General features: G+C 65.3%; 12 protein-coding genes and 1 pseudogene. 6 read left to right on the top strand and 7 right to left on the bottom strand.

The genetic code is table 11. The annotated features are described in order from the left end of the window. Window positions 1–77: 77 nt before the first annotated feature. Both R9B85_RS25030 and R9B85_RS25025 read left to right on the top strand, forming a co-directional pair. Window positions 78–2,402 (top strand): EAL domain-containing protein, encoded by a 2,325-nt coding sequence (locus tag R9B85_RS25030; RefSeq protein WP_313854824.1) that lies wholly within the window; start codon window positions 78–80, stop codon window positions 2,400–2,402. Window positions 2,403–2,643: 241 nt separating this feature from the next. Beyond that, window positions 2,644–3,594 (top strand): site-specific integrase, encoded by a 951-nt coding sequence (locus R9B85_RS25025; protein WP_207878988.1) that lies wholly within the window; start codon window positions 2,644–2,646, stop codon window positions 3,592–3,594. On the opposite strand, the pseudogene R9B85_RS25020 reads toward R9B85_RS25025, so the two are convergent. From R9B85_RS25020 to R9B85_RS25010, 3 genes and pseudogenes are all read right to left on the bottom strand, one after another. After that, window positions 3,584–4,500 (bottom strand): annotated as a pseudogene (locus tag R9B85_RS25020) (SMP-30/gluconolactonase/LRE family protein). The gene R9B85_RS25025 and the pseudogene R9B85_RS25020 overlap by 11 nt on opposite strands. 165 nt (window positions 4,501–4,665) lie before the next feature. Further along, window positions 4,666–5,805, bottom strand: coding sequence for a glycerate kinase (locus R9B85_RS25015; RefSeq protein WP_112254002.1), 1,140 nt, complete (start codon window positions 5,803–5,805; stop codon window positions 4,666–4,668). Window positions 5,806–5,932: 127 nt separating this feature from the next. Beyond that, on the bottom strand, window positions 5,933–7,030 hold the full coding sequence (locus R9B85_RS25010) for a sugar diacid recognition domain-containing protein (protein ID WP_207878986.1): 1,098 nt from the start codon (window positions 7,028–7,030) through the stop codon (window positions 5,933–5,935). A gap of 163 nt (window positions 7,031–7,193) precedes the next feature. On the opposite strand from R9B85_RS25010, the gene R9B85_RS25005 reads away from it, so the two are divergent. The 4 genes from R9B85_RS25005 (at window position 7,194) to R9B85_RS24990 (ending at window position 12,655) form a co-directional block, all read left to right on the top strand. After that, window positions 7,194–8,522: an MFS transporter gene (locus R9B85_RS25005; protein ID WP_112254000.1), complete on the top strand. Its 1,329-nt coding sequence runs from the start codon at window positions 7,194–7,196 to the stop codon at window positions 8,520–8,522. 197 nt (window positions 8,523–8,719) lie between these two features. Next, window positions 8,720–10,240 (top strand): FAD-dependent oxidoreductase, encoded by a 1,521-nt coding sequence (locus R9B85_RS25000; protein WP_423770690.1) that lies wholly within the window; start codon window positions 8,720–8,722, stop codon window positions 10,238–10,240. Between the two features lie 71 nt (window positions 10,241–10,311). Beyond that, window positions 10,312–11,322 carry an aldo/keto reductase gene (locus R9B85_RS24995; RefSeq protein ID WP_112253998.1) on the top strand — a complete coding sequence of 337 codons (1,011 nt, stop codon included), beginning with the start codon at window positions 10,312–10,314 and terminating at the stop codon, window positions 11,320–11,322. Between the two features lie 235 nt (window positions 11,323–11,557). Beyond that, window positions 11,558–12,655 carry an alkene reductase gene (locus R9B85_RS24990; protein ID WP_112253997.1) on the top strand — a complete coding sequence of 366 codons (1,098 nt, stop codon included), beginning with the start codon at window positions 11,558–11,560 and terminating at the stop codon, window positions 12,653–12,655. Between the two features lie 146 nt (window positions 12,656–12,801). Here R9B85_RS24990 and R9B85_RS24985 read toward each other — a convergent pair whose 3' ends face one another. From R9B85_RS24985 to R9B85_RS24970, 4 genes are all read right to left on the bottom strand, one after another. After that, the gene (locus R9B85_RS24985; RefSeq protein WP_423770689.1) at window positions 12,802–13,782 is read right to left on the bottom strand and encodes an LLM class flavin-dependent oxidoreductase; all 981 of its coding nucleotides are present in this window, start codon (window positions 13,780–13,782) and stop codon (window positions 12,802–12,804) included. A 100-nt stretch (window positions 13,783–13,882) separates the two neighbouring features. Beyond that, window positions 13,883–14,794, bottom strand: coding sequence for a LysR family transcriptional regulator (locus R9B85_RS24980; RefSeq protein WP_207878980.1), 912 nt, complete (start codon window positions 14,792–14,794; stop codon window positions 13,883–13,885). Between the two features lie 86 nt (window positions 14,795–14,880). Next, on the bottom strand, window positions 14,881–15,573 hold the full coding sequence (locus R9B85_RS24975) for a TraX family protein (RefSeq protein ID WP_112253994.1): 693 nt from the start codon (window positions 15,571–15,573) through the stop codon (window positions 14,881–14,883). A gap of 3 nt (window positions 15,574–15,576) precedes the next feature. After that, a complete protein-coding gene (locus R9B85_RS24970) occupies window positions 15,577–16,653 on the bottom strand; it encodes a metal-dependent hydrolase (protein ID WP_112253993.1) in 1,077 nt (358 codons plus the stop codon). Window positions 16,654–16,658 lie beyond the last annotated feature (5 nt).

The following is a 16,658-nucleotide window of genomic DNA, read 5'->3' as shown; positions in this document are numbered from 1 at the left end:
ATTAGCCATCAGTCATTAGGCTGTCATCTTACTGTCGTATTTTTCGACCCATCACCCAGGGTCGGGAACTATCAGCAGTGATTCGCCGTTCGCTTTCATCCGCCAGCCTTCTGCGGCTGCTGATTTTGATGCTCTGTGCAGCCACCCTAGCCTTTCTCTGGGGGCTGCACGTTTCGCAGAAGGCCGCCGCCCGCCAGGATGCGCTGTCGGCCAAGGCCGCCGAGCACCTGAACCTGGCCAGTATCGTCGGCGAAAGCCTGCGCCAGCTGGTAGATCGCGCCCAGGCCGTGGGCCGGGTTACCCAGGACGACATGAAGGTGCTGCGCAAGGGCAGTGTCAGCCTGGCGCGGATGCTTGCCGAAGACCCGGTATTCAAGCGCATGAGCCTGTACGACCGGCAAGGCCGGCTGTTGTCGGCCAGCCACGCCGACGAAGCGGCCGAACTGCCCGAAGACTGGTTGCGCCAGCTGCAGCGGCACGTTGCCCGCTACGGTTTCAAGCCGCTTCTACCCAGCGTGCAGGCGCCCGGCCAGCCAGCCACCCTGCCCAACTGGCGGCTACCCTTCCTGCTGCCGCTGACCAATCTGCCCGGTCGCGAAATCGACAATATCCTGGTGGTGCAGCTGGACATCGGCTACCTGGCGGTGCTGCTACAGCACATCGACCTGGGCAGCAGCGGGCTGGTGCGCCTGTTGCAGGATGACGGCCTGGAGCGGTTGCGCATCGATAGCAGCGGTGTGGTGGTGGCCGGTGACGCACTGCTGCCCAAGCTACCGGAAAGCGGCAGTGAAACAGGCATGCTGACCCAATACGCAGCCGGCGACCCGTACCAGAGCCTGTACCGGCGCCTGCCCGAGCGGGGTTTCAGCGTGGTGGTCAGCCAACGTCAGGACGAAATACTCGCGCCCTCCGCGCTGGCCTATTCCCGGCAGTTCTGGCTGAACCTGAGCATGACCCTGATGATCCTCGCCAGCCTGCTGTGGACCTTGCGCCTGTTGCACAAGCGCCAGGAGGCCTTCTGCGCGCTGGAACAGGCCCAGCAGGTCAACCAGCAGTTGATCGGCCGGCTTGAGGACGAACACCGGCGCAGCAGCCATGCCGCAGCCACCGACCATCTCAGCGGCCTGCACAACCGCCGCCAGTTCGTCGAGGTGGCCGGCCAGGCGCTGACCCGGCAGCGCGGCAAGCGCCGGCTGATGGCGATTTTGTTCATCGACATGGACCGCTTCAAGTCGATCAACGACTCGCTCGGGCACAAGATTGGCGACCTGCTGCTGCAGGCCGTGGCCGGGCGCATCCAGCGCCTGCTCGAGCCCGGCGACGAGGCTTCGCGCTTTGGTGGCGACGAGTTCGTGGTGCTGCTGGCCGGCGAGCGCAGCGAGGAACAGATCAATGCCTGGGTCCGCGTACTGGTGCAGAAGCTGTCGGCCACCTATGCGCTGGACGGCCAGGAGGTCAACACCAGCCCCAGCGTGGGCGTGAGTATCTGCCCACGCGATGGCCAGGACATCGACAGCCTGATCCGCAGTGCCGATGCCGCGATGTACTCGGCCAAGCAGGCCGGGCGCGCGCAGTACCGTTTCTTCGACCCGTCGCTGAACCGGGCCGACATCCACGCCTTCACCCTCGAGCAGGCCTTCGGCAGCGCCCTTGCCGAGCGCCAGTTCGTGCTGCATTACCAGCCACAGATCCGCCTCGACACCCAGCAGGTGCTGGGCTACGAAGCGCTGGTGCGCTGGGACCACCCCGAGTTCGGCCTGCTGTACCCGGACCGGTTCATTGACCTTGCCGAGCGCAGCGGCTTCATTGTCGAGCTGGGTTGGGAGGTGTTGCGCCTGGCTTGCGAGGCCTTGTCGGCTTGGGACGCCCAGGGCCGGGAGACACGGCTGGCGGTCAATGTATCCGCCCTGCAGCTGCGCCAGGCGGACTTCGCTGCACGGCTATTGAGCAAACTGCAGCTGTACGCCCTCGCCCCGCAGCGGCTGGAGCTGGAAATCACCGAAACCACCATTCTCGACGCCGAAGGCACGGCGGTGGCACACCTTCACACCCTGCGCGACGCCGGCCTGGGCATCAGCCTGGACGACTTCGGCCGCGGCTATGCCGGCTTCGCCCACCTGTACTCACTGCCGCTGAGCAAGCTGAAGATAGACCGCTCGCTGATTGCGCCGCTGTCCAACAGCCACGACGATAGCCCGATCGTGTCGTCCACCATCATCCTTGCCAAACGCCTGGGCCTGGAAGTAGTGGCCGAAGGCGTGGAAACCCGCGAACAAGTGGTGTGCCTGAAGCTTGCCGGCTGCGATATCGCCCAGGGCTACCACTTCAGCCGGCCGCTGTCGCCGGCGCAGCTGCGGGAGTACCCGCTGTTCAATGGTGTCGAGGACAAGGCCTGCGTGTAACGCAAGCCGTGGTGGATCTGCCGGGATGAACCGATCATGCCTGACGCGCCACGTCTGTAGGAGCGGCCTTGTGTCGCGATCGGGCCGCGAAGCGGCCCCTCTGATTTCAGCGGTTACGCAAATACTGCCGGGGCCGCTTCGCGGCCCGATCGCGACACAAGGCCGCTCCTACAAGGACTGGGCATGTATTACCAGCCCATTTCAGTTTATCGTGTACCCATCATCCGTTTGCGCACGCACCATGACCGACATCGAGCGCTACCTCCGCGCCGCCACCCGCGACAACACCCGGCGCAGCTACCAGGCCGCCATCGAGCATTTTGAAACCCACTGGGGCGGCTTTCTCCCGGCCACGGCCGAGAGCATCGCCCGCTACCTGGCCGACCACGCCGACCAGCATGCCGTCAGCACGCTGCGCCAGCGCCTGGCGGCGCTCAGCCAATGGCACGTCGCCCAAGGTTTCCCCGACCCGACCAAGGCGCCGCTGGTGCGCCAGGTACTCCGCGGCATCCGCACCTTGCACCCGACACCACCCAGGCAAGCCGCGCCGTTGTTGCTGCAGCACCTGCAAAGCGCAGTGGAGTGTTTCGAAGAAGAAGCCCGCCAAGCCCGGGAACGCCATGACCTGGCCACCCTGCGCCGGGCGCGTCGCGACGCTGCACTGCTTTTGCTGGGTTTCTGGCGTGGTTTTCGTGGCGATGAACTGGCACGCCTGCGTGTGGAGCACATCCAGGCCGAGGCCGGTGTCGGCATCACCCTGTTCCTGCCGCGCAGCAAGGGCGACCGCGAAGCCCTGGGCGTACAACACCGCACCCCGGCGCTCAAGGCCTTGTGCCCGGTCACGGCCTACCTGCAATGGCTGGAGGTCGCCGGCATCGCCCATGGGCCGGTGTTCCGCAAGCTCGACCGCTGGGGCAACCTCGGCGACACCGCGCTCAACAGCAACAGCCTGGTCGGCCTTCTGCGGCGCATGCTGGAGCGCGCCGGGGTACCGGCGGCGCTGTACACCGGCCACTCGCTACGCCGTGGCTTCGCCACCTGGGCCACGGCCAACGGTTGGGAGCTGAAGGCGCTGATGAGCTATGTGGGCTGGAAAGACGCCAAGTCGGCATTACGCTACATCGACGCAGCGCAGCGCTTTGGCGAACTGGCCGTGCTACCGGCCAGCCAGGTGCAAAAGCTTATTCCTTGAAAGTGTGGCGGCGGATGCCGCCAATTGCCGGGCTGATGGCATACAGGTCGCCTGCATTAGGGTAATGGTGCAGGTCTTCGGCACTCATGCCGAAGCGCGCGGTGCTGATGAACAAGGTATTCATCCCCCCCCGCCGAAGCAGCAACTGGTAGGGCACGGTACTGGCATCAGCACCTGGTCGGTCAGTTGGCCATGGCGGTCATAACGCAGCAGGCAACTGCCATGGTATTGGCACACCCACAGGCCGCCTTCGCGGTCCAGTGCAAGGCCGTCCGGCCGCCCCAGTTCGGCAGGGGTTTCGGCAAACAGTGTGACCGCGCCAAGCCGGCCTTCGGCCAGATACCTGGCGCGGTAGATCGAGCGCGCCGCCGAATCGACGAAGTACACCGTGTGGCCGTCCTGCGACCAGGCCAGACCGGTGGGCAATGCCATGTCGTCGTGGATCACCTGGTCAGTCAACTTCCCGTCAAAGCGGAACAGCGCCCCGGTGTTGCCGCTCAGGGCATCGTCCATCAGCCCGGTCACGAAGCGGCCCTGCGGGTCGCAGGCGCCGTCATTGAAACGGTAGGTCGACCGCGGGTGAACCGAAACCGAATGCCGGCGCACCCTGCGCAACGACACATCGAAGATGGCCACGCTGGCGTCTTCGGTGAAAATCAGGTTGCCCTGGTCGGTCAACGCTAGCGCGCCGATGCGTGCCGCGGATTCGTACAGGCACTCGGCTTGGCCATCGGGTATCAGACGGTTGATGCGCCCGCCAGAGATATCGACGAAGTACAACGCGCCGCTGCCTTCATCCCAGACCAGGCTTTCGCCCAGGTCGGCGCGGGTGCTGGCGACGTTGACTGGCACGTAGCTGCACGCCTTGAGGCGGTTGCGCAGCTCGTCCACCTCAGCCACCGTCATGGTACAGGCCAATCCCAGGCCCTGTGCGGCGTCGGTGAAGGCCGCGACGTTGTCGTGGAAAGGCTCTGTGACGGGCATTTGCTGGTTACCTTCGATTTTCCTCTCTACGATAACAACAAAAAAATCAATGACCAAGCGCGGGCTGCGGCTGACTGCAGCGGTCGATCAGGTTCGCGTTGCGCAGCGCCACAGCCGCCCGATATCACAAGCTCGCGCCTGCAACAGCTCAGCGGCATTGGCGCATGCCTGCTCCAGGCTCATCGGCCCGCTGGCCAAGGCAAAGGCGGCATCGACACCATGGGCATACAGCTGCTGGTAGCCTTCACCCAAGGTCCCGGCCAGCACCACCACCGGTACCCCATGGCGCTTGGCAACCCGGGCCACGCCCATCGGCGTCTTGCCACGCAAGGTTTGGGCGTCGAAGCGCCCCTCGCCGGTCACCACCAAGGCTGCGCCCTGCACCAAGGTATCCAGGCCGGCCAGTTCGGCCACCACTTCCACCCCGGGGCGGAACTGCGCGCCCATGAATGCCCGGGCCGCGAACCCCATGCCGCCGGCAGCGCCGCAGCCAGGGTAGTCGCGCACATCCTCCCCCAGCAGCTGCGCACAATGGTCGGCAAAATGCCCCAGGGCCTGGTCCAGTGCCTGCACCTGCTGTGGGTTGGCGCCCTTCTGCGGGCCGAAGATAGCCGATGCGCCATTGGCACCACACAGTGGGTTGTCGACGTCCGCTGCGACTTCGAACTGCACCTCGGCCAGGCGCGGGTCGAGGTCGCTGGCATCGATGCGGGCCAGCTTGGCCAAGGCCAGTCCACCCTCCTCCAGTGCTTGCCCGTCGGCGTCCAGCAGGCGCAGGCCCAGCGCGCGCAACATGCCGCTGCCCGCGTCGTTGGTGGCACTGCCGCCGATGGCCAGCACTATCCGTTGCGCGCCTGCGGCCAGGGCGGCGGCAATCAGCTCGCCGGTGCCCCAGGTGCTGCTGCGGCAGGCATCGCGCTGGCCGGTCGGCACCAGCTGCAGGCCACTGGCCTGGGCCATTTCAATGATGGCCGTGCGGCTTTGCGGCAGCCAGCCCCAGCCCGCCTCCACGCTTTGCCCCAACGGCCCGCGTACGGTCTGACGACGCAGTTCGCCGTGGCTGGCGGCGAGAATCGCATCCATGGTGCCTTCGCCACCGTCGGCCATCGGGCACTCGACCAGCTCGGCCTCCGGCCAGGCCTCGCCCAGGCCCGCCGCGATGGCGCGTGCGACACCGGCAGCGTCGAGGCTGTCCTTGAACGAGTCGGGGGCAATGACGATCTTCATGGGCTTTCTCCTGTCCTGATGAGCGGCATGCTGACAGGTGACTGGCAAGGAGGCCTCGGTCAAATGCACAAAACGCTCGGCGGGTTGTTTGGGCAGATGCCTTCGTGGCTGCTCCTACAGGTCTCGGTCAGTCTGCTGGCAGCAGTTGCAACCCGAGGTACAGGCTGAGCATCCCTTCCATGCGCAGGGGGTCGACCTCACCCAGTTCGGCAATTCGCTCCAGGCGGTAGCGCAGGCTGTTGCGGTGGATGCCCAGGGCATCGGCACAGGCCTGGCTCTGGCCGTCATGGGCACACCAGGCGCGCAGGGTGGTGAGCAACTGCCCACTGCTGTCCTTGTTGCGAATACGCTGCAACGGCTCCAGCAACTCATCCAGCGCATCATCGTTGCGATGGCGCCACAGCAATGCCGGCAACCGGTAGCGCTGCAGGCTGAGCAGGCGCTCGTCCGGCAGTACCTCGCGTCCATAAGCCAACAGGTCGCGCACCCGGCGATAACCCCGGCGCAGTTGCTCCAGGCTTTGCGCGGCACAGCCCAGGGCCAGCCGCTCCACTTCCCAGCCATGGCGCAGCAGACGCTCCAGCAGGCGAGGTTCGTCCAGCGCCACGCCTGACGGGCGACACCACAACAACGACTGGCGCGCCGGGCTGACGCACCAACTGTCCGGGTAGCGGCTCATCAACCATGCCGCCAGGGTTTCGGCGGCCGACCCCGAGGCCAGTTCGAACAGGCACGGTACTCGCGGCAACTGGGGCTTCAGGCCCAGCTGTCGGGCCTCGTCGAGCAATCGCGGAGAATCGCCGCTGCCGCCCAGCAGCAAGGCCAGCAGATCGTCACAGCGCTGCCGTCGCCATTGCTGATCGGCCTGCAGATGGCGCTGGGCCAGCAGCATTTCGGCGGTCATGCGCACCAGTTCGCCATAGGTACGCACTTGCTGCGGGTCACCGGTCAGGCCTAGTACGCCCATCAATCGGCCATCGAGCATCAGCGGCAGGTTCACCCCGGGCTGCACACCCTTCAGGCATTTGGCCGCGTCGCTATCCAGCTCGACGATGCGGCCGTTGGCAAGCACCAGTTGCGCGCCTTCGTGGCGGGTGTTGATACGCTCCGGTTCGCCACTGCCGAGGATCAACCCCTGGCTGTCCATGACATTGACGTTGCATGGCAGAATGGCCATCGCGCGGTCAACGATATCCTGTGCCAGGTCATGGTCGAGTTCGAACATTGAACGGTCCTTTGGGTGTCAGGGTTTTGGGCTCGGGCACAGCAGCCCGGTGCAAGTGCTGTGCAAAAGCACAAAGACAGGCACGCCGCAGTCCCCGAGACTCGTCAGGGCGAGCGCCGGAACAGGCGACGCGGCGACAACCATAACAACAGAGAACCCGATCATGGCATACAGCCCCGCCCCTGACCAAGGCACGGACACCAACCGCAACGCGCTGTACCGGCGCATCACCCTGCGGCTGATTCCGTTCATTTTCATCTGCTACCTGTTCAACTACCTGGACCGCGTCAATGTCGGCTTTGCCAAGCTGCAGATGCTCGACGCCCTCAAGTTCAGCGAAACGGTGTACGGCCTTGGCGCCGGCATCTTCTTCATCGGCTATGTGCTCTGCGGCCTACCAAGCAACCTGGCGCTCAACCGCTTCGGCCCGCGACGCTGGATCGCGCTGATGATGATCGCCTGGGGCAGCCTCTCCACCTGCCTGCTGTTCGTCACCACGCCCACCGAATTCTACGCCCTGCGCCTGCTGACCGGCGCCGCCGAAGCCGGCTTCTTCCCGGGTGTGGTGCTGTACCTTTCGCGCTGGTTCCCGGCGGCCCGTCGCGGTCGCATCATGGCCCTGTTCATGTCGGCGATCCCGGTATCGGGCCTGCTCGGCGGGCCGTTCTCCGGCTGGATCCTGCAACACTTCGCCGCTGGCCAGCACGGCCTGGCCGGCTGGCAATGGATGTTCCTGATCCAAGGCCTGCCGACCGTCGCCCTGGGTGTACTGGCGGTGTTCCTGCTCAGTGACGGCTACCAGAAAGCCGCCTGGCTCAGCCCGGCCGAACGCCAGCTGATCGCTGCCGACCTCGAAGCCGATGCCGCAGGCAAGCCGAGCACCACCGGCGACAGCGTGCTCGCCGTGCTGACCAACCCGCTGATCTGGACCTTCGGCTTCGTCTATTTCTGCATCCAGAGCGGTGTGTACGCGATCAACTTCTGGCTGCCGTCGATCATCAAGAACATGGGCTTCGACAACCCGCTGCTGATCGGCTGGCTCAGCGCCATCCCGTACCTGCTGGCCGGTGTGTTCATGATCCTCTGCGGGCGTTCGGCCGACCTGCGCAACGAGCGCCGCTGGCACCTTGTAGTACCGATGCTGATGGGCGCCATCGGGCTCTTGATCGCGGTGAACTTCGCCGGCAACCCGGCCATTGCCATCCTCGGCCTGTCGATCGCCACCATGGGCGCGCTCACCGGCCTGCCGATGTTCTGGCCGATGCCCACCGCACTGCTCAGCGCTGGCGCGGCTGTCGCGGGCCTTGCGATCATCAACTCGGTGGGCCAGATGGCTGGCTTCCTCAGCCCGTACCTGGTCGGCTTCATCAAGGATCAGACCGGCTCGACCGATGCCGCACTGTATTCGCTGGCGGCGTTGATCGTGCTGGGTAGCCTGGTGGCCTTGCGGGTTACCCGGGCTGGTGCGCTGAGTACTGCAAGGGCCAGTTGAGGCATTCGCGGGTGAACCCGCTCCCAAAGGATCACCACCAACTTGAAGATTGTGGGATCCATGTGGGAGCGGGTTCACCCGCGAAGAGGCCCGCCCAGACCACACACAATCCACACCCTCCACCGATCGTCAGCTCAACGCATCCCCTCCCCGACCCAGGCGTCAAATGGTTCCAAAGCCCCCTTTGGAGAGCCTTCATGACCCAGCACGCCGTGGCCCGCCTGGCCCAACTTGACGAGCACCGCCCCTTGCGCGTGCAGGCCGGCAGCGAAGAAATCATCCTCATCCGCCAGGGCGACCAGGTGCACGCCTACCAGGGCAACTGCCCCCACGAAGGCGCACCACTCAATGAAGGCGTGGTGTGTGGCGGCCTGCTGGTGTGCCCCTGGCACAAGGCCGCGTTCGCCGTGGACGAGGGCGCGGTCTGCGAGCCGCCGGCCCTGGCCGACCTGCGTCGCTATCGAACCTGGGTCAAGGGTGACGAGGTCTGGGTCGACGACCAACCCCTGCCCAGAACCGAGCCGCCCCGCCACAGTGATGCCCGTTGCTTCGTGGTGGTCGGCGCCGGTGCCGCAGGCAGTGCCGCAGTCGCCACCCTGTTGGCCCATGGCTTTGCCGGCCGCCTGGTCTGGGTCGATCAGGAGCGCCAGCCAGCCTACGATCGTACTTCCCTCAGCAAGTTCGTGATCGCCGGGCAGATGCCGCCCGATGAAGTGCCGGGCCTGCTCGAAGCCGACGCGCTGCGCAAAGGCCAGCTGGAACGCAAGCATGGCAAGGTGCGTACCCTGAACACCCAGAAACGCCAGCTCACACTGGCCGACGGCCAGCAGATCGACTATGACGCCTGCCTGGTGGCCACCGGCGGCAAGGCGCTGCGGCCCGATATCCCGGGTGTGGGGCTGCCCGGTGTATTTACCCTGCGTTCACGGGAGGATGCCGCGCTCCTGCTGGACGCTGCCGAGCCCGGCCAGCCGGCAGTGATCGTCGGCGACGGCTTCATCGGCCTGGAAGCCGCCTCGGCCTTGCGCAAGTACGGCGTGCAGGTGCACCTGATCACCCGCCACGAGGTCCCCCTGGCCCGCCAGCTGGGCGAGCGCATCGGCCGTAGCGTCCGCGAGTTGCACGAACGCAAGGGGGTCATCTTCCACGGCCCCACCGAGGTCGAACGGATCGAAGGCCAAGGCAAGGTCGAGGCGGTGCTGCTGGCCAACGGTGAGCGGCTACAGACCCCATTGGTGCTGCTGGGCACCGGGGTAAGACCGGCGACCGCGTTTATCCAGGGCGTGCTGCTGAGCGAAGACAAATCGGTGCGAGTCGACGCTGAAATGCGCGCTGCAGATAGCCTGTGGGCCGCGGGGGATATCGCCACCTTCCCGCTCAGCGGGCGCCCGGTGCGTATCGAACACTGGCGCCTGGCCCAGCAACATGGGGTCATCGCCGCCGCCAACATGCTCGGCGAGCAGCGCCGCTATGCCGATGTACCGTTCTTCTGGACTTACCAGCACGGCCGCACCTACGAAGTACTGGGCCATGCGCGGGACTGGAACCGTATCGAGTTCGTCGGCGAGCCGGAAAAAGGCGACTTTATCGCCTTGCAATGCGTAGATGAGCGGGTCGAGGCGGTCATTGCCAAAGGCTATTCCGATGCCATGGCGACGCTGTCGCAGCGCCTGAAGCGCTCGTTGACCTTGCAGGAGGCCTTGGCGCTGATCGGCTGAAGCTGCCTTTCATTGCGCCCCGGTTGTGTGTAAAACGGGTAGATCTGCCGACTGAACAAGGACCCAAGCGCATGATCTACCGTCCCCTCGGCCACAGTGGCCTGCAGGTTTCCGCACTAACTCTGGGCAGCATGATGTTCGGCGAGCAGACCTGCACCGAGGACGCCCTGCGCATCATCGACAAAGCCTGGGACCAGGGCATCAACTTCATCGACACCGCAGACGTGTACAACGCCGGGCGCGCGGAGGAAATCGTCGGCGAAGCGGTGGCCCGCCATCGGCAGGACTGGATCGTGGCCAGCAAGGTCGGCTTCGGCCCGGCCGACGGCCTGCCCAACCGCAGCGGGCTGTCGCGCAAGCACATCTTCAATGCCCTCGATGCCACGCTGACGCGCATGGACATGGACTACCTGGATGTCTACTACCTACACCGCGAAGACCACAAGGTGCCGCTGGAAGAAACCGTGCAGGCCATCGGCGACCTGCTGCGCCAGGGCAAGATCCGCTACTGGGGCGTGTCCAATTTCCGTGGCTGGCGCATCGCCGAAGCCTGCCACATTGCCGAGCGCCTGGGCGTGCCCAGGCCGGTGGTGAGCCAGCCGCTGTACAACATCGTCAACCGCCAGGCCGAGCCGGAGCAGCTCACCGCTGCGGCCGCCCATGGCCTGGGCGTGGTGCCGTTCAGCCCGCTCGCGCGGGGCGTGCTCAGCGGCAAGTATGCGCCAGGCGCAGTGCCGGATGCCGGTAGCCGTGCCGGGCGCCAGGACAAACGCATCATGGAGGTGGAATGGCGCCAGGAGTCGCTGGCCATTGCCCGGCAGATCCAGGCCTATGTAGAGGCCAAGGGCGTGGGTATCGTCGAGTTCGCGATTGCCTGGGTGCTGAACAACCGATCGGTCAGTTCGGCCATCGTCGGGCCGCGGACGGAAGAGCAGTGGGATACCTATGGCGGCGCGCTGGCGGTGAAGATTACCGCGGAGGACGAAGCGTTCATTGATTCACTTGTCACGCCGGGGCATGCGTCGACGCCGGGGTTCAATGATGTGGCGCATTATGTGAGTGGGCGGTTGGCCCGCAGCTGATCGTTCTCCTGTTCGGGCCTCTTCGCGGGCACGCCCGCTCCCACAGGATCACCTATGCCTTCAGGGCCTGTGCAACTCCTGTGGGAGCGGGTTTACCCGCGAAGAGGCCGGAACAGGCGACATCCAAGCTGCTAGAACAAACCATTGGGGAGCCCAATGCCAGGCTTCCGGTCCCCCCTTTCCCCAATCACCTCGGTATCGTGCGCACCATTGGTTTCCCACCTCTGGAGCAGCAATGAAACTCTTGCAACCCCTGAAAGTCGGCCCGCTCACCCTGCCCAACCGCGTGTTCATGGCCCCCCTGACCCGCCTGCGCAGCCTGGAGCCAGGTGACGTGCCTACCCCACTGATGGCCGAGTATTACCGCCAGCGCGCCAGCGCCGGGCTGATCATCACCGAAGCCACGCAGATTTCCTTCCAGGCCAAAGGCTATTCCGGCTCGCCGGGCATCCACAGCGCCGAGCAGATCGCCGCCTGGAAGCATGTCAACGAGGGCATCCACGCCGATGGCGGCCACAGCGCCGTGCAGGTGTGGCACACCGGGCGGGTATCGCATACTTCCCTGCAACCCGGCGGCGAAGCCCCGGTAGCACCTTCGGCGCTGCCGGCAGCTGCCCGCACTACCCTGCGTGACGAGCACGGCAACCTGATGCGTGTGGAAACCTCTGCGCCGCGAGCGCTGAGCGAGGCGGAAATCGCCGGTATCGTCGCCGACTTTGGCCAGGCGGCCGCCAATGCCCGTGAAGCCGGGTTCGACTTCATCGAGCTGCACGCCGCCCACGGCTACCTGCTGCACCAGTTCCTCACCCCCAGCGCCAACCAACGCGAAGACCGCTACGGCGGCAGCGTCGAGAACCGTGCGCGTATCGTGCTTGAGGCAGTGGATGCGGCGATTGCCAGCTGGAGCGCCGAGCGCGTGGGTATCCGAGTTTTCCCGCTGGGTGGTTTCAATGGCGTGGACAATGGCGAGGACCAGGAAGCCGCAGGCCTGTACCTGATCCGCGAACTGGCCAAGCGCAACCTCGCCTACCTGCACCTGTCCGAACCGGACTGGGCCGGCGGCAAGCCGCTGCGTGACGAATTCCGCCAGGCGATTCGTGCGGCCTACCCGGGGGTGATCATTGCTGCCGGTGCCTACACCGCCGAGAAAGGTGAAGACCTGATCGGGCGTGGCTTGATCGATGCCGTAGCGTTCGGGCGCAGCTTCATTGCCAACCCGGACCTGGTAGAGCGGTTGCGGGTGCGGGCGCCGTTGAATGCGCACCGAGCGCAGTTCGATTATGCCAATGGGGCTGAGGGGTATACGGATTATCCGTTCCTGAAGCAGGCTTGATGCTGAAAAAGGGAGCTCATGGGCTCCCTTTTTGTTGCCTGTGCCGGCCTCTTCGCGGGTGAACCCGCTCCCACAGGGGATCCCACAAAGTTCAAGCCTGTGATTATCCTGTGGGAGCGGGTTCACCCGCGAAGAGGCCGGTAGCTTTAAACCAACTGCGCCAGGGCCTGCGCGGCATAGGCATGCGAACGCTGCCGCGCCAGCGGGTCGTAGATGCGGCAGTCGATCATCAGTTCATCCGCGCCGGTCTGCTCGATCAGCGTGCGCAACCCTTCCCTTACCCGCTCCGGCCCGCCGGCCACGGTGCAGGCCATCACCTGCTCAAGTACGGCGCGCTCATGGTCCGGCAGGCTCTGGACATAACCCTCCTGCGGCTTGGGCAGCAGGCCGAAGCGCCCGACATGCAGGTCCAGCATCCACCTGCGATGGGAGCTGGCCAGGTAATCCGCCTCGGCATCGCTGTCGGCGGCAAACAGGTTCATGCCCACCATCACGTACGGTTTGGCCAGTTGGGCCGAAGGCTGGAAGTTGGCCCGGTAATGGGCAATGGCCTGCAGCAGGTAGCGCGGGGCAAAGTGCGAGGCGAAGGCATAGGGCAGCCCCAGTTTCGCTGCCAGGTCGGCGCCGAAAAGGCTGGAGCCGAGGATCCACACCGGGACGTCGTGCGAGCCCGGCACGCCGCGCACCCGCCGTTTGCCGTTGTCAGCCAGGTAGTCGCGCAGTTCGGCGATGTCCTGGCCGAAGTCGCGCTCTGGCGCAGCACCACGCAAGGCGCGCACGGTCGGGCCGGAGCTGCCCGGTGCACGGCCCAGGCCCAGGTCGATGCGGCCCGGGTGCAGGGTGTCGAGCGTACCGAACTGCTCGGCCACCACCAAGGGCGCATGGTTGGGCAGCATGATGCCACCGGCGCCGACGCGGATATGCCGTGTGGCGTTGGCGATTTCGTTGATGACCAATGACGTGGCGGCCGAGCCGATGCCCGGCATGTCGTGGTGTTCGGCGATCCAGTAGCGGCTGTATTGCTGTTGCTCGACATGGCGCGCCAGTTGGCGGGACTCTTCGATCGCGTCGGCGAAGGTCTTGCCTTCACCGATCATGACCAGGTCCAGTACGGACAGTGCAGTCATGGGGTCTCCACAGGGATTATCAGTGGCTGCCAGTTTCCCTGCTGCGCAGCCAGCGATAAACCCGGCTTCGGGCCCGGCACAGGGGCCTGTCAGTCCCCAATCAGTATTCCCAGGGCACACCCGGTTCCCAGCTGGCTACCAGCAGGTCGATGAAGCCGCGTACCCGTGGCGACAGGTGGCGCTTGCTTGGGTACACGATGCGAATCGGGTCCGCCGGCGGCCGATAGGCTTGCAGCACCTCCACCAAGGTGCCGGTGCGCAGGTCGTCGCCAGTGATATAGGTGGGCAGGTGTATCAGCCCGAAACCCGCCCGCGCGCCATCGAGCATCGCCTCGGAGCTGTCGATGTTAAGCCGTCCGGGGTCTTCGCACAGGTGCAGCCCCGCTTCGGTATGGAAGCGCCACGGCATGGCCTTCTCGCCGGCCAGGAAGGCGATCTTGTCGTGGCCGTAGAGGTCGCCGGGCACCTGCGGTGCGCCGCGTGTGTCCAGGTACGCGGGCGAGGCGCAGGTGACGAACTGCTGCCAGGCCACCGTGCGGGTCAACAGTTGCGAGTCTTCCTTCGGTGCACCGATACGTACCGCAACGTCAATACCTTCCTCGACCAGGTCGACGAAACGGTCGGTGAAGCGGATATCCGCGCGCAGCTCGGGCCACTGCTTCAGGTACTGGTCGAGAATCGGCAGTACATGGCGCTGGCCGAACGACAGAGGTGCTGTCAGGCGCAGAGTGCCGGTGGGCTTGCCACGGCGCTGGGCCATGGTGCTTTCCACTTCGTCCAGGTCATCCAGAATCTGCCGCCAGCGCTCGTAGGCGACCAGGCCCTCGTCTGTCAGGCTCAGCTTGCGCGTGGTGCGGTTGAGCAGGCGCACGGCCATGCGCGACTCCAGACGAGCGATGCTCTTGCCCACCGCCGAGCGCGTCAGGCCCAAGGTGGCGGCGGCAGCGGTAAAACTACCGGCCTTTGCGGCACTGACGAAGGCGGCGATGTCGCCGAAGCGGTTGGGTTCCATGGGTGGTTCCTGAATCTGATGCGGCCGGCTTAGATGGGGTGTGAGTCTGTGAAATGCAAGCAGGACTGTCGAGGCTGCCAGAGCGATCAAGCGAAGACCTTGATCACCAATAAATGTACCGGATAGAACAGATAACCCCAACGTCCGACTGCTGGCACCCGCCAATCATCATGACGCAGCAACAGCAATCCGACCGGAATGGCCAAGGCTGCAGCAATAAGCGTCAGCACGGTAATTGGCGCCAGCAGATGCTCCTTCAACCAGCTGTTGGTCAGGTTCCCGCCCATGGCCAACAGGCAAGGCAACAACCAGGCCGCCCCTCCTGTTCGGCGGGCCATCAACCATGCGCCCGGCAGCATCACCCCCGGCAGTCCGTACATCAGCTGTTCACTTAGCAGCCACCCTGCAAGCAGACCGGCAACGCCAAGCACTCGCGCCGATCTCGACGGATGATGTATACCCCAGGCAACCAGCAAACCCAACACCAGGGTCGGCATCACGCTGAATGTTGGCGAACCACTGTCCAGCCAACGGTACGCAGGTTCCGACAGCACCGTGAACACCAGCATCAACCCCAGATAACGCAGGTTGCCGCGGGTATGGAGCGCTCCTCCTCTGGAGCGCCCCACATTCACCGCAATCGCCAGGCAAAACAGCGGAAACGCCAACCGGCCCAGTACGAACAGGCCATCGGCAGCAGGCCACAGGAAACGCAGGTGGTCGGCGACCATGGTCAGCATCGCCGTCCACTTGACCAGGTCCAGCCCGGCTGAACGCATGCCTCAGCGCCCGGGCTCGACTGTGGCGGGCCCCAGGTAACGATCGGTCCAGGCAGCCAGCGGCAAAGGTGGTTGCTGTTCGACGATCCGTCGCCAGATCAGCACCAGGTCGCCGCCATTGAACGCCGCCCCTGGCCCCGCGCCCTCCCACATGGACGGCACATCGGCAATCCAGTGCCCCTGGCTGTCAAGGTGGGCCATGTTGAAGCGGAACGTGTAGTTCCCCGGGATGCCCATGCGCAGGTCGCTCACCACCAGCGCATCGCCGACCTGGTCGTAGCGCAGCCAGTCATCGGTGAACCAGCGCAAGCGCTGGTGCAATGGGTGCCCGGCCAGCGCTTGCGCCAGTTGCAGGTTACGCGGCAAACGCTGCATTTCGGGCGGTTGCTGGTCGAACCCGCTGCTGATGCCTTCGTAGTAATCGCCATCCGAGGTCTTGGCCAGCACCCGCCAGACCAGGCTGTTGAACGCTAACGGCACGGCACGTACCTCGCTGACGGCGATACCCTGGCGATCGAGTGCAGCCTGGAACCGCTGCTCGGCCGCCATGCGTCCGGCCAGACCGAAACCCAGGTAGGCTGCGCTGAATACCAAGGCCAGGGTCAGTAACCGCGTAGCCCTGCTCGTCAGCCCTCTGATGATTGCGTAAATCACCGTCGCCAGCAGCGGCATGGTGTAGACCGGGTCGATGATGAACACCGCCGCCCAGCTTTCCGGGGTGCCCTGCAAAGGCCAGAACAACTGCGTGCCGTAGACCGTGAAGGCGTCGAGCAACGGGTGGGTGACCAGCACCAGCCAGAACGCCAGGAACAGCCTGGGCAAGGTATAGCCTTTGCCTGGCCAGCACTTGTTGACCAGCCAGGCCAGCAGCAAGGCCAGCCCGGTGAGCACGAACAAGGAATGAGAGAAGCCGCGGTGGTAGGTCATCTGCGACACCGGGTCGGCGTAGCGGATGATCACGTCCAGGTCGGGCAGCGTGCCCAGCGCCGCGCCATACAGCAGCGAGCGGCGGCCCTGGATACGGCCGAGTACGGTACCTTGCAGGGCCGCGCCGAGTACAGCCTGGGTGATGGAGTCCAAGGGTG

This window comes from Pseudomonas sp. NLJ1, from assembly GCF_049486705.1.
In the GTDB taxonomy this organism is placed as follows: domain Bacteria; phylum Pseudomonadota; class Gammaproteobacteria; order Pseudomonadales; family Pseudomonadaceae; genus Aquipseudomonas; species Aquipseudomonas inefficax.
This window is presented reverse-complemented; position numbering and strand designations above follow the sequence as displayed.